Source organism: Xanthomonas albilineans (genome assembly GCF_002939705.1).
In the GTDB taxonomy this organism is placed as follows: domain Bacteria; phylum Pseudomonadota; class Gammaproteobacteria; order Xanthomonadales; family Xanthomonadaceae; genus Xanthomonas_A; species Xanthomonas_A albilineans.
In genome coordinates this window covers 104,925-124,246 of sequence record NZ_MDCB01000003.1, presented here as the reverse complement: position 1 = coordinate 124,246, position 19,322 = coordinate 104,925, and the positions used below count along the sequence as shown (strand labels likewise).

Genomic DNA, 19,322 nt, shown 5'->3' with positions numbered 1-19,322 from the left:
ATCAGTGCAGGGTCCGTGGCACGGATAACACGAATGGCGCGATTGCGGCGATGAACTGGGTGCCGTCGTCGGCTTCCATATCGTAGTGTCCGCGCATCATGCCGTGTTCGGTTTCCAGCATGAGTCCGGAGGTGTAACGGAAATCCTCGCCGGGGCGCAGCCGCGGCTGCTCGCCGACGACCCCGTCCCCGTCCACACGCTCGATCCGCCCGTTGCCGTCGGTGATCTCCCAGTGTCGGGCGATCAGGCGTGCGGCGATGCGGCCACGGTTGCGGATGCGGATCGTGTAGGCGAACGCATAGCGCCCTTCCTCAGGTGCCGATTGGTCGACGAGGAATCGGGGCGATACTTCGACCTCGATGCGATAGGGGGCGTCATCATTCATGCTCACAGTGTAAGCAAAGCGGACGCCGGAATGGACGACCCACGCCGAGGAGCCCATCGTGAAAGGGAGGCTCACCGCATTGGTGTCGCTGGTTCAGGAGAGTGGTAGGTTGGCCAGTCGCACGAAATCGGCGACCGCGAGCTGCTCGGCGCGTGCGTCCGCGCGTACCCCGGCGGCCTCGAACTGCGGGGCATCGCAGACGCCGTTGAGCGCATTGCGCAGGGTCTTGCGGCGTTGCCCGAACGCGGCGCGCACCACGTCGGCGAAGCGGCGCGGATCGGCGATGCCAACCTCCTGGGCAGGCCGCGGGACCAGCCGCACCACCGCTGAATCCACTTTGGGAGGAGGGCGGAACGCACCCGGCGGTACGACGAACAGGGCGGTCACCTCGCAGTAGGCCTGCAGCATCACGCTGAGCCTGCCGTAGACCTTGCTGCCTGGCGCGGCGGCCATCCGGTCGACCACCTCTTTTTGCAGCATGAAGTGCATGTCGGTGATCGCCGCGGCATGGTCCAGGGCATGGAACAGGATCGGCGAGGAGATGTTGTAGGGCAGGTTGCCGATCAGACGGATACGGCCATCGCCGGCCATCGCGCCGAAGTTCACCGAGAGCACATCGCGGTGAAGGATGGTGAGTTCGCCGAGGTTGGCTGCGGCGGTGGTTAGTGGTTCGATCAGGTCGCGGTCGAATTCGATCACCGTCAGTTGGCCATGCCGGCGCAGCAGGGGGAAGGTGATCGCGCCCTGCCCGGGGCCGATCTCGACCAGCCGGTCGCCCGGTTTGGGATCGACCGCGCGGACGATGTTGTCGATGTAGTGGCGGTCGCTGAGGAAGTGTTGGCCGAGCGATTTCTTGGCCGGTGCGCCAAAGCCGGGAGAGGAGGTCATGGTGTGCATTTTATCGGCATGGGATGGACGATGCTGCGTGCTGACATGATCCGCACGCTCGTCCGACGGGGCTTGGATCACCTTCGCAGGCCATGAGCGGTGTCTTTGGGCGATTCCACGTTCTGCTGCCGTGCCCGTTGTCAGCCGAGACGCGCCTTGTCGTGGATTTCGCATGGGTATGGGCCCTCGAAGCCGAAGTCTCGACAGTCTCTACTGCAATGCAGGTACGGTTATCCATCCTGGCGCGCGGCTAGTTGCGCACACAAGGCGACTGCGGCGAACAGGCTGGATGGATCGGCAAGGCCGCGACCGGCCAGTTCCAGCGCGGTGCCGTGGTCGACCGCCACGCGCGGGTAGGGCAGGCCCAGGGTCAGATTCACCGCCTGCTCGAAACCACTGTATTTCAGCACCGGCAGCCCTTGATCGTGGTACATCGCCACTACGGCGTCGACCTCGGTGAGCTTCTGCGGCAGGAACGCGGTATCGGCGGGCAGCGGGCCGAGCAGGCGCATGCCCTCGCCGCGCAGGGCCTCCAGCACCGGCCGCATCACGTCGATCTCCTCGTGCCCCAGATGGCCGTCCTCGCCGGCGTGTGGGTTGAGTCCGAGTACGGCGATGGTGGGCATGGCGATGCCGAACGCGCGGCGTAGCGCGGCGTGGGTGATGCGCAGGCTACGTTCCAGTAGTTCGGGGGTTAGTGCATCGGCGACTGCGCGCAGCGGTAAGTGCGTGGTGACCAGCGCCACGCGCACGATGTCGTTGGCCAGCATCATCACGACCTCGCAGCCGGCGTGCTGGGCCAGCAGTTCGGTCGTGCCGGTATAGGCGATGCCGCCTGCGTTGATCGCGGCCTTGTGTACCGGGCCGGTAACCATGCCGGCCAGTTCGCCGCGCAGGCAGGCGTCGGCGGCCTGGGTCAACGCGCCGATCACCGCGGCGGCATTGGCCGCCTCGGTACGACCGAATCGGTTGGGTAGGGTGTTGGCGACCACGCGCAGACGCAGGTCGCCGGGGGCGAGGGCGGCACTGGATTCGGGCAGCAGTTGCAGCGGCAGCGATAGCGCCGCGGCGGCGGCGCGTAGGGTGTCGGGATCGGCGAAAGCCAGCAGTTGGCAGTCGTGCCGCGGCTGTTGCGCCAGCCGCACACACAGCTCCGGGCCGATCCCGCCCGGCTCGCCTGGGACCAGCGCGAGCGAGGGGCGCATGGTTCAGTGTTTGGCAGCGGCGGGAGCCGGCGCCGGTGTGGTCTCGGTGGCCGGTGTAGGCGTGTCGGTGTTGCCCAGGCGCAGGTCGACGTAGGCTTCGCCGCGCATTTCCTGCAGGAAGCGGTTGTACTCTTCCTCCAGCTTGCGACGACCGATGGTCTCGCGAACTTGGGCGCGCTGCGTGTCGCTGGTGACGTCGGTCTGACGTTCGCCGACCCGTTGCAGGATGTGCCAGCCGGCCTCGGTGCGGAACGGCGGAGAAATCTGCCCGTCTTGGAGGCTTTCGACCTGGTGGCCGAAATCCGCGCCGAACGCATCGATCGGGAACCAGCCGAGATCGCCGCCCTGATTGCGGCTGTTGGTATCATCGGAGGCTTCCTTGGCCACTTTTTGGAAATCGGCGCCACCGGCGATGCGCGCGCGCAAGGTCTCGATCTTGGCCTTGGCGGCGGCATCGGGCTGCGCGTCGCTCACCCGTGCCAGGATGTGGCGGGCGTGGTACTCGGTGACGGTCTTCTTTTCAGGGTTGGCGGCGGCGTCACGTACTTCGACCAGCTTCAGCAACTGAAAGCCGCTGGGGCCGCGCAGCGGGCCAGCCACCTGACCGGGCTTCATGTCGCGGATCAACTGGGCGAATGCGTTCGGGATCTCGTCCAGGCTGCGCCAGCCGAGATCGCCGCCTTCCAGGGCGTTGGGGCTGTCGGAGTAGCGCACGGCAGCGGCATTGAAGTCGATTTCGCCCTTGTCGATCAGGCTCTTGACGCCATCGATCTTGCCCTGCGCGGTCTTGATCTGCTCGGCAGTGGCGCCTTCCGGCAGGCCGACCAGAATATGCGCGAGGTGGTATTGGGTGCCGGTGGTCGCTTGCTGGGTCAGGGCGGCGTCCACTTCGCTTTCGCTGACGTTGATGCGGCTTTGCGCGAAGCTCTGGCGCAGGCGCTGCACGGTGATTTCGTCGCGCACCGAGTTGCGGAAGTCGTCGTAGGACATGCCGTCGGCGGCAATTTTCTTGCGCAGGCCGTCCACGTCGGTGTTGTTCTGCTGGGCGATGCTGGCAATGGCGCGGTTCAGTTCGTCGTCGCTGACATGGATGCCGGTGCTGTTGGCGCGGGCCACTTGCAGTTTGACCAGAACCAGGCGTTCGAGCACTTGGCGGCGCAGCACGTTATCCGGCGGCAGTTGCGTGTCGCGACCTGCATACTGCGCCTTGACGTTGCGCACGGCACGATCCAGCTCGCTCTGCAGCACGACATCCTCGTCGACCACCGCAGCGATGCGATCCAGCGGTTGGGTTTGTTGTACGGCGGCCTGGGCAGATACGCCAGCGATTGCCAGCACGGCGAGGAGGAAAGCAGAGAGGGTCTTGGTCATGGAATCTGGTTCGGATCGTAAGCGTCCGGATCGGCCGTGGTGTTGCTGGGCGGGACCAAGTACAGGTCGTCGCGGTTGTAGCCGAGGATAGCACGGCGCAGAACGCGGTCCGTGTCCTGCCCCAGCGAGGAGAACCCCTTCAGGACGAATTCGATCTGGAACGCGGTGTCCATTGCGCCGGTGCGATTGCGCACGTAGCGCCGCGCCAGCGCGCGCACGGCCACGCAGCAACTGTCCCATTGCACGCCGAGGATGCTCTCCAGCGGCTTTTTGTCCATCATCGAATAGTAATGGCGGCCGACCAGGCTCCAGTTCGGGTTGATCGGGTACAGGAACGAGGCGTCGGCCTGCTCCAGCAGGTCGCGGCGGTAGCGATAGCCGACGTTGATGATGCCGTCGCCCGGCAGCAGGTAACGCATGCGGAAGCTGGCCAGATCCTTGCGGTGATACTTGGGATCCCACTGATAGGTGGTGCCCAGTGTCCAGCGGTCGTTGATCATGTAGTTGGCGTCGGCGACCCAGGCCGACTTGCCCTGCGCGATCGTGGTGTCGCTGTTGGGCAGGCTGACCCGGGAGTCGTCGAAATACAGGATCTGTCCCAGGCTGACCGACAGCTTTTCCTTGCCGTCGTTCTGGCGCAGCAGGCGTGAACTCAGCGCCATCGTCAATTGGTTGGCATCGTTCTGGCGGTCGGCGCCGGTGTAGCGCGAATCGCGGAACAATTGGCCCCAGCTGAAGGTGAATTCGCGGGTGTCGAAGATAGGTAGGTCGTTCTGGTCCCGATACGGCGTGTACAGGTAAAAAAGTCGCGGTTCCAGGGTTTGCAGATAATTAGTTTTGCCGAGCTTGGTATCGCGGTCGAAGTAGACGCCGGCATCGACGCTGGCGATCGGCAGGCTGCGCGAGGGCGTGGTGTCGCCGCCGAGCGTGGTCGCAAGATCTTTTTCCAATTGGTACGCGGTATAGCGCCAGGCCAGGGTCGGCTTGAGGAACCAGGCGGCGCCGGCCAGCGGCATGGAAATGTAGGGTTTGAGATCCAGGCGGTCGCCGCCGGGCCGCTCGGTGACCACCCCGGTGCGCTTGTACAGCGCATCCTTGGCGTGGATATCGTCGTGTACGAAGCGCACCGCTTCGCTGTACAGCCCGGCCTCGAAGTAGTCGCCGAGCGGTTTGTTCCAGTTGAAGAACGCGCGCGGCTGACGGCTGTAGGGCAGCGAATCTTCAGTGAGAGTGTAGTCGGCCAGTTGCCAGCGATCGGCCATCAGCCCGGCGGTCCAGGTCTCGCCGCTGCCATAGACGCCGACTGTGCTCTGCAGGTTGCTGACGGTGTTGCCAAGCAGGCGGTTGGAGAAGTCTTCGGTATAGCGATCGTCGCTGACCCAGATCAACGAGGCGCGCACCTGCCATTGCGGGTTGATGTTGTGGTAGCCCTGGTACTGGAAGCGACCGCGGTCCTTGTCGCGCAGTTTATCGTTGGGCAGGTAGCCCGCCAGTGCCTCGCCCTTGCCGCCATCGTAGAGATAACGGAATTCGCTGCCGAGCATCAGGCCGCGTCGGCTCATGAAGCGCGGGTACAGCGTGGCGTCGTAGTTCGGCGCAAGATTGAAATAGTACGGCTGGATGTAGTCGAAACCGTTGCGGCTGTTGAAGCCGAACGTCGGGAACAGGAAGCCGCTGGTGCGATTGTCGTTGATCGGGAACTTGAACCAGGGCGAGTACATGATCGGGACTCTGTAGATCTTCAGGACCGCGTTGCGTGCGGTGCCGAACCCTTCGTTGCTGTCGACGTCGATCTCCGGTGCAGAGAGTTCCCACACCCGTTGCGAGGGATCGCAGGTGGTATAGGTGGAGTGGTGCATTTGTCCCAGCGCACCCTGCAGGTCCACCGAGTTTGCGGTGCCGTTGCCGCGCCGGGAGGTCAACTGATAGCGGATGTTGGTGATCTTGTGGGTGTTGGTGTCCTGATTACCCTCGGCGCGGTCGGCGATCAGTCGGATCGACGAATCCTGGTAGCGCACGTGACCCTGAGCGATGTAGTTGCCGGTCTCGGTGTCCATGCGCAGGCTGTCGGTGCCTATGAACTGGTCGCCGCGCTTGAGCGCGACATTGCCGGTGTAGTTCGGGATCGTCGTGGTGCCCGAGAGTTGGTCACCCTCGACATCGGTCGGCTGCTGTTCGCGGTTCGCAGCGAGCTTCGGATCCGGCTTGGGGGCGTCGTCGAACTTGGGCAGCACGTCGGGGGTCGGGCACAGACCCCAGTTCGGCGGCTTTTCGGCCGCCACTGTCGGCAGACAGAGGGCGATACTGAACGGAAGGGGTAGCAGGCGGAGAGCTCGGCGCACGCGCGTCAGGTATCGGGCGAAAACGGCCGCTAGCTTGCCCCATCCTGCGCATAGGGGCAATGAAGGTGCCCCACGGCGTGGGACGGGGTTCATCGGGGCCGCGGTGGGTTCAGCACAATGCGTCGACGTGGGCGATGCTGCATTCGCGCAGCGCTTGCAGGTCGTAGCCGCCTTCCAGCAGCGACACCACCCGGCCGTGTGCATGCCGCTGTGCAAGCGTGCGCAATTGGGCGGTGAGCCAGGCGAAGTCTTCGCTATCGAGCATCAGGTCGGCAAGTGGGTCGCGCAGATGCGCGTCGAAACCAGCGGAGATCAGCAGCAGTTGCGGTTTGAAGGTGTCCAGCAGCGGCAGCATTTGGTCGGCCCAGGTGTTGCGGAATCCCATGCCGTCGCTACCCGGCGCCAGCAAGGCATTGTGCAGGTTGCCGACGCCGCGCTCGTGGACTCCGCCCGAGTGTGGAAACAGACCGGACTGGTGGGTGCTGAGGTAACGCACGCGCGCGTCGCGCTCGAAGATCGCTTGGGTGCCGTTGCCGTGGTGCACATCGAAGTCGACGATGGCGATCCGCTCCAGACCGTGGCTGTCGAGGGCGTGGGCAGCGGCAATAGCAACGTTGTTGAACAGGCAAAAGCCCATTGCGGTGGTCGCGGTGGCGTGGTGGCCGGGCGGGCGCACCGCGCAGAAGGCGGTGTCGCTTTCGCCGCGCATGACCGCATCCACCGCCGCAGTCCCGGCCCCGGCGGCGCGTAGCGCGGCGGCGCGCGAGCCGGGCGAAAGCATGGTATCCATGTCGAGCATGCGCGTGCCGTCGATGTCGGCCAGGACGCGATCGATCAGTGCCTGCTCGTGCACCCGCGCCAGATCGCCGAGCTTGGCCAGCGGCGCCTGGCGCCATTCCAGCTCGGGGAAGGCCTCACGCAGCGCCGCGACCACTGCCTCCAGGCGTTCGGGCCGTTCCGGGTGGTCAGGCCCAGGCATGTGGCCGAGGCAGGCGGGATGGGTGTAGATCAGCATGTGCAGGCGCGTTGTGGGGTGCCGCTAGGCGTGGCGACGGTCGTGGCGCCACAGCACTTCGCCGTGGCCATCGGCCCGTGCCAGCACGCGCGCCAACACGAACAGTAGATCCGACAGTCGGTTGAGATAGCGCACCGTTTCCGAGCGTACCGCGTCCTGCCGCGAGAGCGCGACTGTCTCGCGTTCTGCGCGGCGCACGATGGTTCGGGCCAGGTGGCAGCGCGCTGCCGCCTCGCCGCCGCCGGGCAGGATGAAGTCCTGCAACGGTGGCAAGGTGTCGTTGTAGCGGTCCAGGTGCTGCTCCAGTGCGTCGATGTCGGCGGCCTGGATCGCGGCGTGGCCGGGAATGCACAACTCGCCGCCGAGGTCGAACAGTTGGTGCTGGATCCCGGTCAGCAACTGGCGTACGTCCTCGGCCAGCGAACAGGCCAGGACCATGCCGATCGCCGAGTTGGCTTCGTCCACGGTGCCGTAGGCGGCGACCCGGGCCGAATCTTTGCCGACCCGGTTGCCGTCGCCCAGTCCGGTGCTGCCGTCGTCGCCGGTTCGGGTATAGATCCTGGAGAGACGATGACCCATGTCCGCTCAGTGGCCGGCTGGCTGGTCGCGCTGGCCCAGGCGTGTCAACTGCTCGCCGCCGACCTGGATCGCGGCGGCCAGGGCCACGTACAGGCCCGCGCTGCTCAGGTAAGGCAACAGCCAGTCGCTGTAGTTCTTCAGCCAGCCAGCCAGAGTGGGATTGGGCACGCTGTGGCTGACCCAGTAAAAGCTACCCTGGGCGATCAGATGGCACAGGGCCACCGCTATCAGCAGGCTGCCCGTGGCCAGGCCCAGCGCGCGCCAGTCGGCGCCGCGGTAGTGGCTCACCAGCCAAGCGCCGCCGACCCACAGCACAAAGTATGCGGGGATCAAACACCAGTAGGCTGGCGACACGCAGTAGTGCTGCCAGAAATCCAGGCCCTGGCCATGGATGACCAGATAGTCGACCAATACCGCTATGGCCATCAGCAGCGGGAACGCCCAGCGGGTCCAACTGCGCAGGTAGAAGCCGCCGATGAAGAACACCGCCCAGGAAGCATCGGGAATGGCGCCGAAGTGATTGATGCGGGTCGCGGCCAGCAGCGACGCCAGCAAAAGCAGGGCGGGGAGGCGGTGGGCTGAGGACGTCATGGCGAAGGCAATCGTTTGCGCGTGAGAAGATGCATTCTACTGGGATGCATGGGGCTTTGCCGCTGCCGAGTCGAAAGTGGTGGTAGGTGCGGGAGTCTGCAAATTGAACCGTTTAACTGTTATGCGATGAACGACGTGCCAAACCGAATTGTCGCACAGGCTGTGAGAATGGCTGCATCTATCGGCAAACCTGATTTTCTTTCCTCAATGCTTCTTCTAACTGTGCGCGATCACTCCCTGAGACTGCGTCTCTCAGCGAATCGACCTCTTCTTTTCGGATGATGCATGGGTCGATTGTATAGCCTGGGGGCCAGAGGCCGATAAACTTTGAAACCATTGCAATAACTTCTCGCGGCGGCAAGTTGGTGCGCATATGCAATCGTTCCGGCCCAGAAGAAAAGGTTTTCTCACTTGTATGGTGCGCCATGATTTTCGGCGCGAAATCGATGTTGTCTCCGGATTGATTGCCTTTCAGGGGATCAGTGGGTAGCGTCAATATGAGCTGATCTGGTGAGTGTGCCGTGGGTGCAGTTGAATATTCTTCTGTTTCATGGAGTGGCGCGGGCGGCGGGACATTGGCGTTGTTTGATTTTTTCGGTTTCCCCGAAGCGCGCTTGCTGGCTAATGGCATATCGCGCGCCTTGCCTGCGACGATGTTGTCTTTGATGTGCTGCAAAGAGGAGGGCTCCAAAGAACTCCTTTGGATGAATTTTATTTTCATTCCTGCTTGGCTGTGCAGGGGTGTTACGGCTGATTTTGAAATTAAAAACAAGAAGAAAAAAAAATGAAGAGTTAAAACGAAAAGTGCGGAAATAAATTTCAGTTTTAAATTGCTATTGTCGAGTTCTTTTTTTGATTTTGAATGCATGGTGCGTGCTTGCCTAGTTATATTGAGATCTCCGGAATTTTGGCTGCGTTAATTCTGGGGTCTTTTGATATTATTGCATCTAGTTGGGTGGTGTTGATTTCTTTATAGTATTTCGGGGTCGTGGGGTGGCATGAATGTTCAAAGATATAGAGCCAGTAAATCAGGTCGTTGCCAATCATTTCCTCGTAACATTTGTAAATTTTTGAAATTGTGTTGTGGTCGCAATAAAAATCCGGCCTGCGGGCTATTGGTTTCAATTGATCGTATATTTCATTTGCCTTTATATGATTTGATCTTATTATTTTGAATTTATAATCTTCCATTATGGGTTTCGATAGGAATGGGATTATTGCGCTATTTGATCGTCTGGCGATATATGCCGCTCCAAGAAGGGTCCTGTAAAATCTACCCATAAAATCAATCGTGTAGGTGTTTTTTATTGAATGGAAGACGTCTGTCATAATTACGGCGACACCTCCCGTTTTTAGCGTTCGGATAACCGATGCTAGTCCTCGTGAGTTGTTATGGACTGGGGTAAAGTCGTCACCAAATTCTGTCGCCATTTTTTTTGCTATTAAATCAAAGTCGCGATTTTTAGCATTGACTTCTGGCGGGTCGTAAATTACGCATATTTTTCGAAATTTTGAAATATGAGAAACTAATGCAAAAATGGCGGGGACAAAAGAGCCGTAGTGCATGGTGGTGAGGAGTATGCCGCTATCAGCTTTGATTACAGCCTGTTCGATTTCTTCAATATTATGCGTGTTGTTTTTGATGAAATTGATACATGCAACGGAGTCTGATTGCTTTAAGATATCAATTGCCAATCTTTCCCTGAGTCTCCATCTGTAATAGTGATTTATCGTGCATCCTGAATTTTTACACGCATCGGTCATGATATCAAAATCCGCTTCCGAAAATTTTATTCCGGTTGTATATTCAATAATTCTGCTCTTCTTATTTTGGGTTGCAAAAAACAAAAAATAATCAATTAGAAATTTCTTTAGCGAGATTGGAGTTTTCACGTGCGGCATCCGGTTTTTCTGAGAATATTTTCAATATTTTCCTTGATGCCCTCCAAATTATTGATGCTGTTTATGGCTTTAATTGCATCATTGGCGTTATTCGCATTCATGGCCAGGAGGGATTGATAATGATTTATGTGGATAATCGCCTCTTCCATGACTTTTGGCATTGATCGACTGGGTTGCAGATTGCTTGTTAGCCACGTGCTCTTCAAAATATTGTCAGCATGGTCAAGATAATTATTCAAGTGGTAGAGTATTGTAGATGCACTTGCGCATTTTTCGATTTTCACGAATTCATGCCCTTGCCAAATGAAGAGTGTTGATCCGTATTTTGATGTGGCTAGTATCTCAAAGGCGCAAAATCCTCGGCTCAATCCATTGCGAGATGAAAATATTTGGATGTTGGGATGGGAGGTGATTTGGTCTGGGAAGGAAAATATAATTGGAAGTAATGCATGCTTGCTTTTGCTTGTTGCATCAATTATAGAAATGGCTTGAGAGCGGCTGATTATTTTTTTATTGGATGGGTGAAGTTCTGATAAAATATCTGGATCGCCAGAAATGTACAAATTCTCTCTGCTCTCCTCGCGAAAGGAGAGGTTGATGAAGTTATGGGTGGTTGGTAAGGCAATTATTACGGGGGAGTCAATGTGGCCAAACGCCGTCATCATGACTTCGTCAATAGATATGCCGTGCATCGTCGGTATCTAATAATTAAAAAAATAAAAGGGCCGTCAAAATGACGGCCCACCTTAAAATCTAGATTTTATTAAAAATGGCAGACGCAAATAGGGGTGGTCGGTGGCTGCGGGATGTCGCTGGTTAGAAAAGAGAGGTGATCTTTGATATGATCTGCTGCCATCAGACTATTTTGCAATAAGTCGAGAAAAATATCAGGCGTAACCATTGTGAATCATCCTTAATATAATATGGTTTAATTTGCCGTGTTGCGACCGGCACTGCGATTCAAGCAATCTCTAGTTCTCCTTGTCAAGGAAAATTGGTGAGATTTCTACATGGGTAGACGTGCCAGGCTTGGCCGCACCTTGCGAGGCTGGTCGTATCATGGTCGGATGAGCAAACGACATGACGTAGTGATCGTGGGCGGCGGCTTGGTCGGTGCCAGTCTGGCTATCGCGCTGGACCGCCTGGGCATGGACGTGGGGCTGGTCGAGGCCGCGCTGCCGGGCGCGTTGCCGGCGGTGTTCGACCAGCGCAACCTCAGCTTTGCTGCGGCCACGGTCAACGCACTGACCGCGCTTGGGGTGATGCAGCGGTTGCGCGCGCCGACCGGCCCGATCCGGCGTATCCATGTCAGTCGTGCTGGCGATTTTGGCCGGGTCCGGCTGGACGCGGCCGACTATGGGCGCGAGGCGTTCGGTCAGGTGGTGGTGGCGCGCGATTTCGGCGAGGCGCTGGAGGCCAGTCTGGCCGCAGCCTCGCATCTGCACCGCTATCGACCCGCGCGGTGCGTGGCGGTCGAAGACGGGGACACTGCCAATTCGCGGCGGCTGCGCGTCGTTCACGACGGCGTCGAGCAGGTGTTGCAGGCGCGGTTGCTGGTTGGCGCCGACGGTAGCGCCAGCGCCGTGCGGGACGCGCTGGGCATCGACGCGATCCGCCACGATTTCTATCAAACCCTGTTCGTGGCCCGGGTGCGCGGGAGCCGTCAACCCGATGGCACCGCCTACGAGCGCTTCCGCGATGATGGTCCGACCGCGCTGCTGCCGCGTGGTGATCGGCATTACGGTGCGATCCATGCGGTCGCCACCGAGGACGCCGACGCGGTGGCGGCGCTGGACGAAGGGGCTTGGCTGCAGCGCCTACAGGACGCGTTGGGTTGGCGGGTCGGTCGCTTGCTCGGCAGTGGCGAGCGCAGTGTCTATCCGATCGTGCAGGTTCTGGCCGATCGCTTGACCGACGCGCGTGCGGTGCTGTTGGGCAATGCCGCGCAGACCCTGCATCCACTTGGTGCGCAGGGTTTCAACCTGGGGCTGCGCGATGCGCTGACCCTGGCTGAAATACTCGAACACGATCGCACCGATCCCGGCGCGCCGACGCTGCTGCAGGAGTACGTGCGGCGCCGCGAGCAGGATCGCCAGCGCACCGTGGCTTTTTCCGGCGGGCTGGCGCGGCTGACGGCCAATCCCGCGTCCGTTCTGCGCCCGTTGCGCAGTCTGAGTCTGCTGGCCGCCGCCGGTGCCGCGCCGCTGCAGTCGTTGCTGGTCGGTGGGGCGATGGGGTTCCGTGGCGAGGTGCCGCGTTTGTGTCGGGAGTCTGTGGCATGAGTCGGCGCGGGATGCTGGATACGGTGGTGGTCGGCGGTGGCGTGGTCGGTGCGGCGTGTGCGTTGGCGTTGGCCAGCGAGGGCCTGGCGGTGGCCCTGGTCGAGGGCCGTGAACCACCGCGTTGGTCGCCTGCTACGCCGGACTTGCGGGTATATGCCTTCGCTCCGGATAACGCGGCGCTGTTGCACGGCAGTGGAGTGTGGTCGCAGGTGCTCGCGCGCCGCGCTTGCGCATACCGGCGCATGCGCGTTTGGGATGCCGGCGGTGGCGGTGAGTTGACGTTCGATGCCGATGCGCTGGGACGCGATCAGTTGGGCTGGATCGTCGAACACGCGCTGTTGCTCGAGCAACTGTGGGCGGAGCTACCGGCGGCTGGTGTGCAATTGCACTGCCCGGCGCGGGTAGAGGCGTTGGAGCCGTCGCACGAGCGGGTCCGTTTGCGCCTGGACGATGGTCGCCGGCTCGATGCGCGCTTGGCGATTGCCGCCGATGGCGCCGAGTCCACCTTGCGTAGTCTGGCGGGGTTGGATGCGCCGGCGCACGATTATGCTCAGTGCGGTGTGGTCGCTTTCGTACAGACCGAACGGCCGCACCAGGACACGGCCTGGCAACGTTTCCTGCCGGGCGGGCCGCTGGCATTGCTGCCGTTTGCCGATGGTCGCAGCTCGATCGTGTGGACGTTGCCCGAGGCGGAGGCGGCGCGGGTGCTGGCGCTGGATGAGGCGGCCTTTGGCGCGGAACTGACCCAAGCTTTCGGTGCGCGCCTGGGCACGGTACGTGCCGCGTCGCTGCGGGTCGGATTCCCGCTACGTCGACAACTGGTGGAAACGTATCGACGCGACGGCCTGTTGGTGCTCGGCGATGCTGCGCATGTGGTGCACCCGCTGGCTGGGCAGGGAGTCAACCTCGGCCTGCGCGATGTCGCCGCACTGGCTGCGCTGGTGCGGCAGGCGCAGGCGCGCGGTGTCGATTGGGCTGCGCCGCATCGGTTGGCGCGCTGGGCGCGTGCACGGCGCAGTGACAACACCGTCGCTGCTTACGGTTTCGATACGATCAATCGTGTGTTCTCCAACGATGACCTGCACCTGACCCTTTTGCGTGGGCCGCTGCTGGGGCTGGCCGGCAAATTGCCGCTGCTGATGCATGCATTCTGGAAGCGCGCGTCCGGCATGTGAGTATGTGTTGCAAGCTGAGCATCGTGGTCACTACGCCGCAGATGCATGCAGCAGTCGCTTCGTCTTGCTGGAAAGGAGTCAAAAACATCGGCCCGAACGCAATAGAGTGGCTAAGAAAACGCCGCGAGTCGCTGTCGGGTGGGGGCTGACAGCGCGCAGGAACCTCAGTGTACAAAGGGGTGCATGAGGATTCCGAACACGGCCCGCGCCCATCCGGCGGCGACGCAGTCGTTTTGTTAGCTACTCTTAATCGTGTCTAAAAAATCGGTGCTGCATCGGCGCGCAGCCGCCTTGCTCAACGCGTATTTCCCTTGCTGTCTGGCAGTTGCGCGTATGCCATTGCGTGCGCAGCGTTTGGTATGCGTGATGCTTATCGAAACGGAAACGACCTGTGCAGGTGTCGTAAGCGACCTGCGCCACGAAGCTGGGTTTACAGCCAGCCGGCCAATTGCGCGCGACTGAGGCGTCCGCTATGCGAGGTGTCCAGTGCATCGAATTCGTCGGCCAGCGCTGGATTGGCCTGTGCCTCGCTGCGGCTGATGTAGCCGTCGTGATCGCTGTCCAGCACGTCGAAGTCGATGTGGTAGTTGCCTGCGACGCGTTCGGGTTGGATCGTGCGCACGGTCACCGGCGCTTCGCCGGCAGCGACCGGTAACTGGACCTGGTGGGTCACCACGCCGTTGCTCAGCGGCTGCGAGCGGACCAGGGCAGGAACCTCGCGCAGCGGTTCGGTGGTCACGCTGGAGGTCGCGTTGAGATTTTGCGCGGTGGCGGGCATGGCGATCGTCGCGGACAGGCAGGCGATGAGGATGGCGATAGGGTAGAGCATGGACACGATGGACTCCGGTGCGGCGATAACAGTGAGCGGTGACGTTTTCAGATGGGAATGAACGGGAACGCGAGTTTCAATAGTCCCTTCAACCCATCTTCGGCGGTGCTGGCGATGGCTTTGACGCCAAGGCTGTTGAGCGCTCTGCGCACATCCTGCCAGCGTAGCTTGCTCAGGTCCTGTTTCAGCAGGTCGGCGACTTCTTCTGCGGTGGGGGCCAACTTTTCCAGCGCGCGCGTCACCTTTTCCGGTTCCGGCTGCAGGTAACCCCATCGCTCGGCGATCTTCAGCAACGTGTCGAAGCGCACCGCGATCACATCGCGGTTGCGCTCGTACACCGGCATCGCGCCGACGTCGAGGATGGCTTGTTCGAAGCGCTGTTGGTCATCGGGGTGCTCGATGCGGATCGCCAGGAAGCCATCTTTTTTGCTGCGTTCGCTGACATGCTTTGCCCCGGCGCGCAGGTTGTCTTCGGTCAATAGCGCGGCGACGATGCGCTGCAGCGCGGTCTCGCCGTCCTCCGGTACCAGTGCGCGCCAGCGAGCGTAGCCGTCGCGGCGCAGGCCCTTCACTTTGGCCGGCGTCACGCGCAGGCGCAGCGCCACCAACGCGTTGGAATCGCTGCGCGCGATCGCGCCGTCGCGTTCCAGTAAGACGAAAATCAGTAACTCCAGGTCGCGTTTGGTCAGCGACTGGAATCCCTGGAGTAGGGTCAGTCGCAGGAATTCCTCGGCGAAGCCGGCCGGGTCGTTCAATGCGATCGGCTGCATGTGTGCGTTCCTCCAGTCGAGGGACGCAGGATGCCCTGCGGCGATTGCGCCGATTGAGACGCCACTGCGATGCGTATCCCATCACTGCCCGTGTTCGCGCCCTGGATGATCGCTGCGGAACGTTTCGATCGCGCCGCGATCCTGCATGGTCACATAGACGTCGCGTCCGTCCTTGCCGCCGAAGGCCAGGTTGGTGGGCTTGCGGCCCTTGGTCGCGACTTCGTGCAGGACGGTTCCGTCGGGAGCCAGTACCAGCACCTTGCTGGCATTGTAGCGGGCGATGTACAGATTGCCGTCGGCGTCGCAGCGCATGCCGTCCAGGCCGAAATTGACGAAGCTGGCGAACAGCCGTTTGTTGGACAGTGTGCCGTCGCCGGCGCGGTCGTAGACCCATATCTTGCGCTGCACGCTCTCGTTGACATATAGGCGCTTGCCATCCGGGCTGACCTCGATGCCGTTGGTCGTGCCCATGCCGGTTTCGATCAGGTGCGCGCTGCCGTCGCGATCGATGCGCCACAGTTGGCCGACGTTGTGTTTCCAGTCCGGATCGCTGGCGTACAGGGTGCCGTCCGGCGCCATCGCGATATCGTTGGGCTGGAATGCACCGGCAAGCGTGGCGTAGACCTCGATCTGCTTGCTGTGCAAGGCGATGCGCAGGATGCGATGCTGGACGTAGTCGGCCACGTACATGAGCCCGTTGTGGTCGAAGCGGGTGCCGTTGCCGATGCTGCCGTGGGGGAGCTCCACGAACAGCGTTGCGCGCGGGTGCCCGGCGGCATCGCGGTCGACGCGGCCGATGGTGCCGTCGTGGCCGAAATTGTCTACGTACAACGCACCGTCTGGTCCGGTCGCTGGTCCTTCGATGTTATGGGTGAACACACCATCGCCGATTAGGTCGTGGGCGCTGAAGAGGGTGTCTTGTGCACCTGCAGGGGAGGCCAGTAGCAAGGCGGCGATAGCGAGGAAAAGGCGGGGCATGAGCGTCTTCCTAGAGTGCGGAGGCGGCAGTGTGCCATACCCGCCGCGACCAATCGGTTAACCTGCGAACACTGTACGGTTGGAGTTGCGCATGATGCTGTGCTCGCCGAATCGCCGTCTTTTGCTGTCGAGCGCGTTGTCTGCTGCGGCTGCTGGAACATTGGTCACGCCGCTGTGGGCAGCCATGCGCGGCAAGCGTCGCAAGCCGTTGGGCGTGGCGCTGGTTGGACTGGGCAGTTACGCCAGCGAGCGCTTGGCGCCGGGCTTGGCATTGACCCGGTATTGCCGGCTCGTCGGCATCGTCACCGGCTCGCCGCATAAAATTCCGCACTGGCAGGCCAAATACCGCATCCCCGATCGCAACGTCTACAGCTACGACGACCTGGAGCGTATCGCCAACAACCCGGCAATCGATGTGGTCTACGTCGTGACGCCGACCTCGCTACATGCGCCACTGACGCTGCGCGCTGCAGCGGCGGGCAAGCATGTGTGGTGCGAGAAGCCGATGGCGCTGCATGCGGATCAGGCCCAGTCGATGATCGACGCCTGCGCGCGCAACAAGGTGCGCTTGAGTATCGGCTACCGCATGCAGCATGAGCCGAACACGCGACGGGTCATCGCGTTGGCCAGCGAACGTCCGTTTGGCGCGATGCGCAAGGTATACGCGGAAGCCGGCTACGACGGCTATCGCGACACCGATCCGGCGCAGCGGCCGTGGCGCCTGCGCGGGCAGTTCGGCGGCGGTGCGATGTACGACATGGGCGTGTATCCGCTCAACGCGGCGCGCTACACGGTGGGCACCGAGCCGCTGGCGGTCAGCGCGATTCGTTCCACCGAACGGCCAGCGTTGTTCGACGAGGTCGACGAACACATGCGCTTCACCCTGGAATTTCCGCACGAGGTGGTGGTCGAGTGTGCAACCAGCTTCGGCCGCAATATGAATCGGCTGCGCGCCGAATGCGAACGCGGCTGGTATGGATTGGCGCCGTTCCAGGCCTACGACGGCATCCATGGTCAGGCCAGCGACGGGCGTGTGTTCGATGCGATGGTGCGTCATCAGCAGGCGTTGCAGATGGACGAGGACGCCCTGGCGATTCTCACCGGTGGGCCATTGCGTGCACCGGGCGAAGAAGGCTTGCGCGATATCCGCATCGTCGATGCGATTTACCGCTCCGCTGGCGCTGGCGGGCAGCGCATCGTGTTGTAGCGGGCGTTTTCAGGCATTCGTCGTTGGTGCGATCTGCTGGAGGCGATCAACGGATGCAACCGGCGCCGTGTGCTCAGCCCGGTATCGCCAGCACGGTGATCTCTTCGCGGTCGTGATACAGCTGTTTGGCGCGCAGTTGCAGTGGGCGTTCGGCGCGCTCGGCGAATAGATCCAGGCACAGTTGAGTTTCGTCCCAGCGTTTTTTCATCGGCAGCTTGAGGTTGAAGATCGCATGCCGGCACCAGCCTTCGCGGAACCAGGTGGCCATGCGCTCGGCGACGCGGCGCGGTTGTTCGACCATGTCGCAGACCATCCAGTCCAGCGGTTGTGGCGGTTTCCAGTGGAAGCCGTCGGCGCGCAGGTGATCGACCAGCCCGCTGTCGAGCACGTGTTGGCGTAGCGGGCCGTTGTCCACGCTGGTCACGTGCAGATGTTGGCGGGCCAGCACCCAGGTCCAGCCGCCGGGGGCGGCGCCGAGGTCGGCGGCGCGCATGCCTGGCCGCAGCAGGGTTTCGCGCTCGTGCGGCGTCAGGAGCGTCAGCAGCGCTTCTTCCAGCTTCAGCGCCGAGCGCGAGGGGGCATCGGGTAGCAGTTTCAGCCGTGGAATGCCCAACGGCCACGGCGCACTGTCGTCGCTGTCGGCGATCCCGAGCAGGGCGTGGGTGCCGTTCATGAAACACACGTGCAGGCGCGGTAGCCGGGGGTGCGGCGTGTCGCTGAGCAGGCCGGCCTTGCGCAGCGCTGGACGCAACGCGTTGCCGAAGCTGCGTGCCAGGCCCGACAGTGGCTTGCCGGTGTCCGAGTCCGGGTGTTCGACCCATAGATCGCCACAACGTGCCTGCCCGGCCAGCGCCAGCAAGATTGGTCCGATGCGGTCGTGGGGTGGCAGGTCGCGCAGTTCGGCCAGCAGGTGCAATTTCTGCCGCGCGAAAATCAATTCGCGCCAGGGCAGCGTGTGCGGTGGCAGTGCGGTGTCGCAGATCAGCAGCGCATAGCCGCTGTTACGTTCGGTGCGTGCGTAGGCGGCGAGCCCGATGCTGGCGGCGCGCGCGTTGAGTTCTGCGGCCAGTTCGGGTTCGAAGCCGGGCCGGCAATAGCACAGCAGGCCGTTGACGGAGGACATGGGCAAGCCTTGGTTGGCGGGGTCAGTAGCGGGGGCTGTCGAGTTCGCCGTAGCGACGCAGGACCGCGCAGGCGGCATCGCGGTGCAGGTTGCGTACCACCTCGATACCGCGGCGTTCCAGTTCGCCGACCCAGTCCGCTGGTAGTGGGCCTTCGTCGAATGTGGTCAGTGCCATGACGTCCTCGGCGCTGGCACCGATCAGCAGGCGGTCGATGCCGGCCCAGATGGTCGCGCCATAGCACTGGCAGCACGGTTGCGAGGAGGTCGCCAGGGTGACCGGAGACAGCACAGCGTTCAGACGCGGGCTTTGCAGGCGTTGCTGGGCCAGCATGTAGGCCATGTTCTCGGCATGCGCCAGCGAGGTGGTTTGCGGCACCACCCGGTTCACGCCGACCGAGATGATCCGGTGATCCGGGCCGAAGACCGCCGCGCCGAACGGACCACCGCTGCCGGCTTCCAAGTTCAGACGCGACAGTTCCACCGCCAGCGCCACTTTGTCGGTATCGCTGGCATAGACGGCTTGTGGGTCGACCGCATCGTGGATCCAGGCGGGCAAGGTGAGGTGGACTTGCGCGTAGAGCATCGGCGGATGGTGGCGACTGGGGGTACGTAGCTTAGACGCAATTTCCAGATGCAACACCGCCCGCAAGGTGTTGTGGCGATTTCCAATCGGCGTTCGG

General features: G+C 61.9%; 19 protein-coding genes and 1 other RNA gene. 3 read left to right on the top strand and 17 right to left on the bottom strand.

All coding sequences use genetic code 11. The annotated features are described in order from the left end of the window. Position 1: 1 nt before the first annotated feature. The 11 genes from apaG to XalbCFBP2523_RS16245 all read right to left on the bottom strand — a co-directional run bounded on the left by apaG (position 2) and on the right by XalbCFBP2523_RS16245 (position 10,970). Positions 2–385, bottom strand: a complete 384-nt coding sequence (apaG, locus tag XalbCFBP2523_RS03635) for a Co2+/Mg2+ efflux protein ApaG (protein WP_045758434.1) — start codon at positions 383–385, stop codon at positions 2–4. 93 nt (positions 386–478) lie between these two features. Then, the gene (gene rsmA / locus XalbCFBP2523_RS03630) at positions 479–1,273 is read right to left on the bottom strand and encodes a 16S rRNA (adenine(1518)-N(6)/adenine(1519)-N(6))-dimethyltransferase RsmA (RefSeq protein WP_045758884.1); all 795 of its coding nucleotides are present in this window, start codon (positions 1,271–1,273) and stop codon (positions 479–481) included. Between the two features lie 230 nt (positions 1,274–1,503). Next, entirely contained in the window at positions 1,504–2,478 is a 975-nt protein-coding gene (gene pdxA, locus XalbCFBP2523_RS03625; RefSeq protein WP_045766314.1) for a 4-hydroxythreonine-4-phosphate dehydrogenase PdxA, read from the bottom strand. 3 nt (positions 2,479–2,481) lie between these two features. Then, a complete protein-coding gene (locus tag XalbCFBP2523_RS03620) occupies positions 2,482–3,849 on the bottom strand; it encodes a peptidylprolyl isomerase (protein ID WP_012917232.1) in 1,368 nt (455 codons plus the stop codon). Next, positions 3,846–6,191 (bottom strand): LPS-assembly protein LptD, encoded by a 2,346-nt coding sequence (lptD, locus tag XalbCFBP2523_RS03615; protein ID WP_230599152.1) that lies wholly within the window; start codon positions 6,189–6,191, stop codon positions 3,846–3,848. The genes XalbCFBP2523_RS03620 and lptD overlap by 4 nt, the downstream gene beginning before the upstream one ends. A gap of 109 nt (positions 6,192–6,300) precedes the next feature. Then, positions 6,301–7,206 (bottom strand): histone deacetylase family protein, encoded by a 906-nt coding sequence (locus tag XalbCFBP2523_RS03610; RefSeq protein WP_045766312.1) that lies wholly within the window; start codon positions 7,204–7,206, stop codon positions 6,301–6,303. A 24-nt stretch (positions 7,207–7,230) separates the two neighbouring features. Further along, entirely contained in the window at positions 7,231–7,785 is a 555-nt protein-coding gene (locus XalbCFBP2523_RS03605) for a cob(I)yrinic acid a,c-diamide adenosyltransferase (RefSeq protein ID WP_045766311.1), read from the bottom strand. Between the two features lie 6 nt (positions 7,786–7,791). Next, a complete protein-coding gene (locus XalbCFBP2523_RS03600) occupies positions 7,792–8,376 on the bottom strand; it encodes a hypothetical protein (protein WP_012917228.1) in 585 nt (194 codons plus the stop codon). Positions 8,377–8,554: 178 nt separating this feature from the next. Beyond that, on the bottom strand, positions 8,555–9,244 hold the full coding sequence (locus XalbCFBP2523_RS16250) for a hypothetical protein (protein ID WP_146084027.1): 690 nt from the start codon (positions 9,242–9,244) through the stop codon (positions 8,555–8,557). A 17-nt stretch (positions 9,245–9,261) separates the two neighbouring features. Next, positions 9,262–10,269 carry an LpxL/LpxP family acyltransferase gene (locus tag XalbCFBP2523_RS03590; protein ID WP_158250770.1) on the bottom strand — a complete coding sequence of 336 codons (1,008 nt, stop codon included), beginning with the start codon at positions 10,267–10,269 and terminating at the stop codon, positions 9,262–9,264. Beyond that, positions 10,266–10,970, bottom strand: coding sequence for a hypothetical protein (locus XalbCFBP2523_RS16245; RefSeq protein ID WP_146084026.1), 705 nt, complete (start codon positions 10,968–10,970; stop codon positions 10,266–10,268). Before XalbCFBP2523_RS16245 ends, XalbCFBP2523_RS03590 begins: the two co-directional genes overlap by 4 nt. Before the next feature lie 375 nt (positions 10,971–11,345). Between XalbCFBP2523_RS16245 and ubiH the strand changes: the two genes are divergently transcribed. Further along, positions 11,346–12,560: a 2-octaprenyl-6-methoxyphenyl hydroxylase gene (ubiH, locus tag XalbCFBP2523_RS03585; RefSeq protein ID WP_045766309.1), complete on the top strand. Its 1,215-nt coding sequence runs from the start codon at positions 11,346–11,348 to the stop codon at positions 12,558–12,560. After that, entirely contained in the window at positions 12,557–13,735 is a 1,179-nt protein-coding gene (locus tag XalbCFBP2523_RS03580) for a UbiH/UbiF family hydroxylase (protein ID WP_045766308.1), read from the top strand. Before ubiH ends, XalbCFBP2523_RS03580 begins: the two co-directional genes overlap by 4 nt. A gap of 108 nt (positions 13,736–13,843) precedes the next feature. Here the strand turns inward: XalbCFBP2523_RS03580 and XalbCFBP2523_RS03575 are convergent. The 4 genes from XalbCFBP2523_RS03575 to XalbCFBP2523_RS03560 all read right to left on the bottom strand — a co-directional run bounded on the left by XalbCFBP2523_RS03575 (position 13,844) and on the right by XalbCFBP2523_RS03560 (position 16,312). Continuing rightward, a non-coding RNA gene (locus tag XalbCFBP2523_RS03575) (sX9 sRNA) lies at positions 13,844–13,920 on the bottom strand. A gap of 245 nt (positions 13,921–14,165) precedes the next feature. Further along, positions 14,166–14,564 carry an EF-hand domain-containing protein gene (locus XalbCFBP2523_RS03570; protein ID WP_045766307.1) on the bottom strand — a complete coding sequence of 133 codons (399 nt, stop codon included), beginning with the start codon at positions 14,562–14,564 and terminating at the stop codon, positions 14,166–14,168. Between the two features lie 47 nt (positions 14,565–14,611). Next, the gene (locus XalbCFBP2523_RS03565; RefSeq protein WP_012917221.1) at positions 14,612–15,334 is read right to left on the bottom strand and encodes a hypothetical protein; all 723 of its coding nucleotides are present in this window, start codon (positions 15,332–15,334) and stop codon (positions 14,612–14,614) included. A gap of 81 nt (positions 15,335–15,415) precedes the next feature. Continuing rightward, positions 15,416–16,312 (bottom strand): SMP-30/gluconolactonase/LRE family protein, encoded by an 897-nt coding sequence (locus tag XalbCFBP2523_RS03560; protein WP_045766306.1) that lies wholly within the window; start codon positions 16,310–16,312, stop codon positions 15,416–15,418. A 91-nt stretch (positions 16,313–16,403) separates the two neighbouring features. Here XalbCFBP2523_RS03560 and XalbCFBP2523_RS03555 point away from each other — a divergent pair, with 91 nt between their 5' ends. Next, a complete protein-coding gene (locus XalbCFBP2523_RS03555) occupies positions 16,404–17,519 on the top strand; it encodes a Gfo/Idh/MocA family protein (RefSeq protein ID WP_045766824.1) in 1,116 nt (371 codons plus the stop codon). 73 nt (positions 17,520–17,592) lie between these two features. Here XalbCFBP2523_RS03555 and rlmM read toward each other — a convergent pair whose 3' ends face one another. Both rlmM and XalbCFBP2523_RS03545 read right to left on the bottom strand, forming a co-directional pair. Continuing rightward, the gene (gene rlmM, locus XalbCFBP2523_RS03550) at positions 17,593–18,642 is read right to left on the bottom strand and encodes a 23S rRNA (cytidine(2498)-2'-O)-methyltransferase RlmM (RefSeq protein WP_045766305.1); all 1,050 of its coding nucleotides are present in this window, start codon (positions 18,640–18,642) and stop codon (positions 17,593–17,595) included. Between the two features lie 22 nt (positions 18,643–18,664). Continuing rightward, positions 18,665–19,225, bottom strand: a complete 561-nt coding sequence (locus XalbCFBP2523_RS03545; RefSeq protein ID WP_012917217.1) for a nucleoside deaminase — start codon at positions 19,223–19,225, stop codon at positions 18,665–18,667. Positions 19,226–19,322 lie beyond the last annotated feature (97 nt).

Bases quoted from the DNA above. Each gene is read 5' to 3' on its own strand.
- apaG (WP_045758434.1), bottom strand. From the start codon at position 385: ATGAATGATGACGCCCCCTATCGCATCGAGGTCGAAGTATCGCCCCGA.
- rsmA (WP_045758884.1), bottom strand. From the start codon at position 1,273: ATGACCTCCTCTCCCGGCTTTGGCGCACCGGCCAAGAAATCGCTCGGC.
- pdxA (WP_045766314.1), bottom strand. From the start codon at position 2,478: ATGCGCCCCTCGCTCGCGCTGGTCCCAGGCGAGCCGGGCGGGATCGGC.
- XalbCFBP2523_RS03620 (WP_012917232.1), bottom strand. From the start codon at position 3,849: ATGACCAAGACCCTCTCTGCTTTCCTCCTCGCCGTGCTGGCAATCGCT.
- XalbCFBP2523_RS03610 (WP_045766312.1), bottom strand. From the start codon at position 7,206: ATGCTGATCTACACCCATCCCGCCTGCCTCGGCCACATGCCTGGGCCT.
- XalbCFBP2523_RS03605 (WP_045766311.1), bottom strand. From the start codon at position 7,785: ATGGGTCATCGTCTCTCCAGGATCTATACCCGAACCGGCGACGACGGC.
- XalbCFBP2523_RS03600 (WP_012917228.1), bottom strand. From the start codon at position 8,376: ATGACGTCCTCAGCCCACCGCCTCCCCGCCCTGCTTTTGCTGGCGTCG.
- XalbCFBP2523_RS16250 (WP_146084027.1), bottom strand. From the start codon at position 9,244: ATGCATTCAAAATCAAAAAAAGAACTCGACAATAGCAATTTAAAACTG.
- XalbCFBP2523_RS16245 (WP_146084026.1), bottom strand. From the start codon at position 10,970: ATGCACGGCATATCTATTGACGAAGTCATGATGACGGCGTTTGGCCAC.
- ubiH (WP_045766309.1), top strand. From the start codon at position 11,346: ATGAGCAAACGACATGACGTAGTGATCGTGGGCGGCGGCTTGGTCGGT.
- XalbCFBP2523_RS03580 (WP_045766308.1), top strand. From the start codon at position 12,557: ATGAGTCGGCGCGGGATGCTGGATACGGTGGTGGTCGGCGGTGGCGTG.
- XalbCFBP2523_RS03570 (WP_045766307.1), bottom strand. From the start codon at position 14,564: ATGCTCTACCCTATCGCCATCCTCATCGCCTGCCTGTCCGCGACGATC.
- XalbCFBP2523_RS03565 (WP_012917221.1), bottom strand. From the start codon at position 15,334: ATGCAGCCGATCGCATTGAACGACCCGGCCGGCTTCGCCGAGGAATTC.
- XalbCFBP2523_RS03560 (WP_045766306.1), bottom strand. From the start codon at position 16,312: ATGCCCCGCCTTTTCCTCGCTATCGCCGCCTTGCTACTGGCCTCCCCT.
- XalbCFBP2523_RS03555 (WP_045766824.1), top strand. From the start codon at position 16,404: ATGATGCTGTGCTCGCCGAATCGCCGTCTTTTGCTGTCGAGCGCGTTG.
- rlmM (WP_045766305.1), bottom strand. From the start codon at position 18,642: ATGTCCTCCGTCAACGGCCTGCTGTGCTATTGCCGGCCCGGCTTCGAA.
- XalbCFBP2523_RS03545 (WP_012917217.1), bottom strand. From the start codon at position 19,225: ATGCTCTACGCGCAAGTCCACCTCACCTTGCCCGCCTGGATCCACGAT.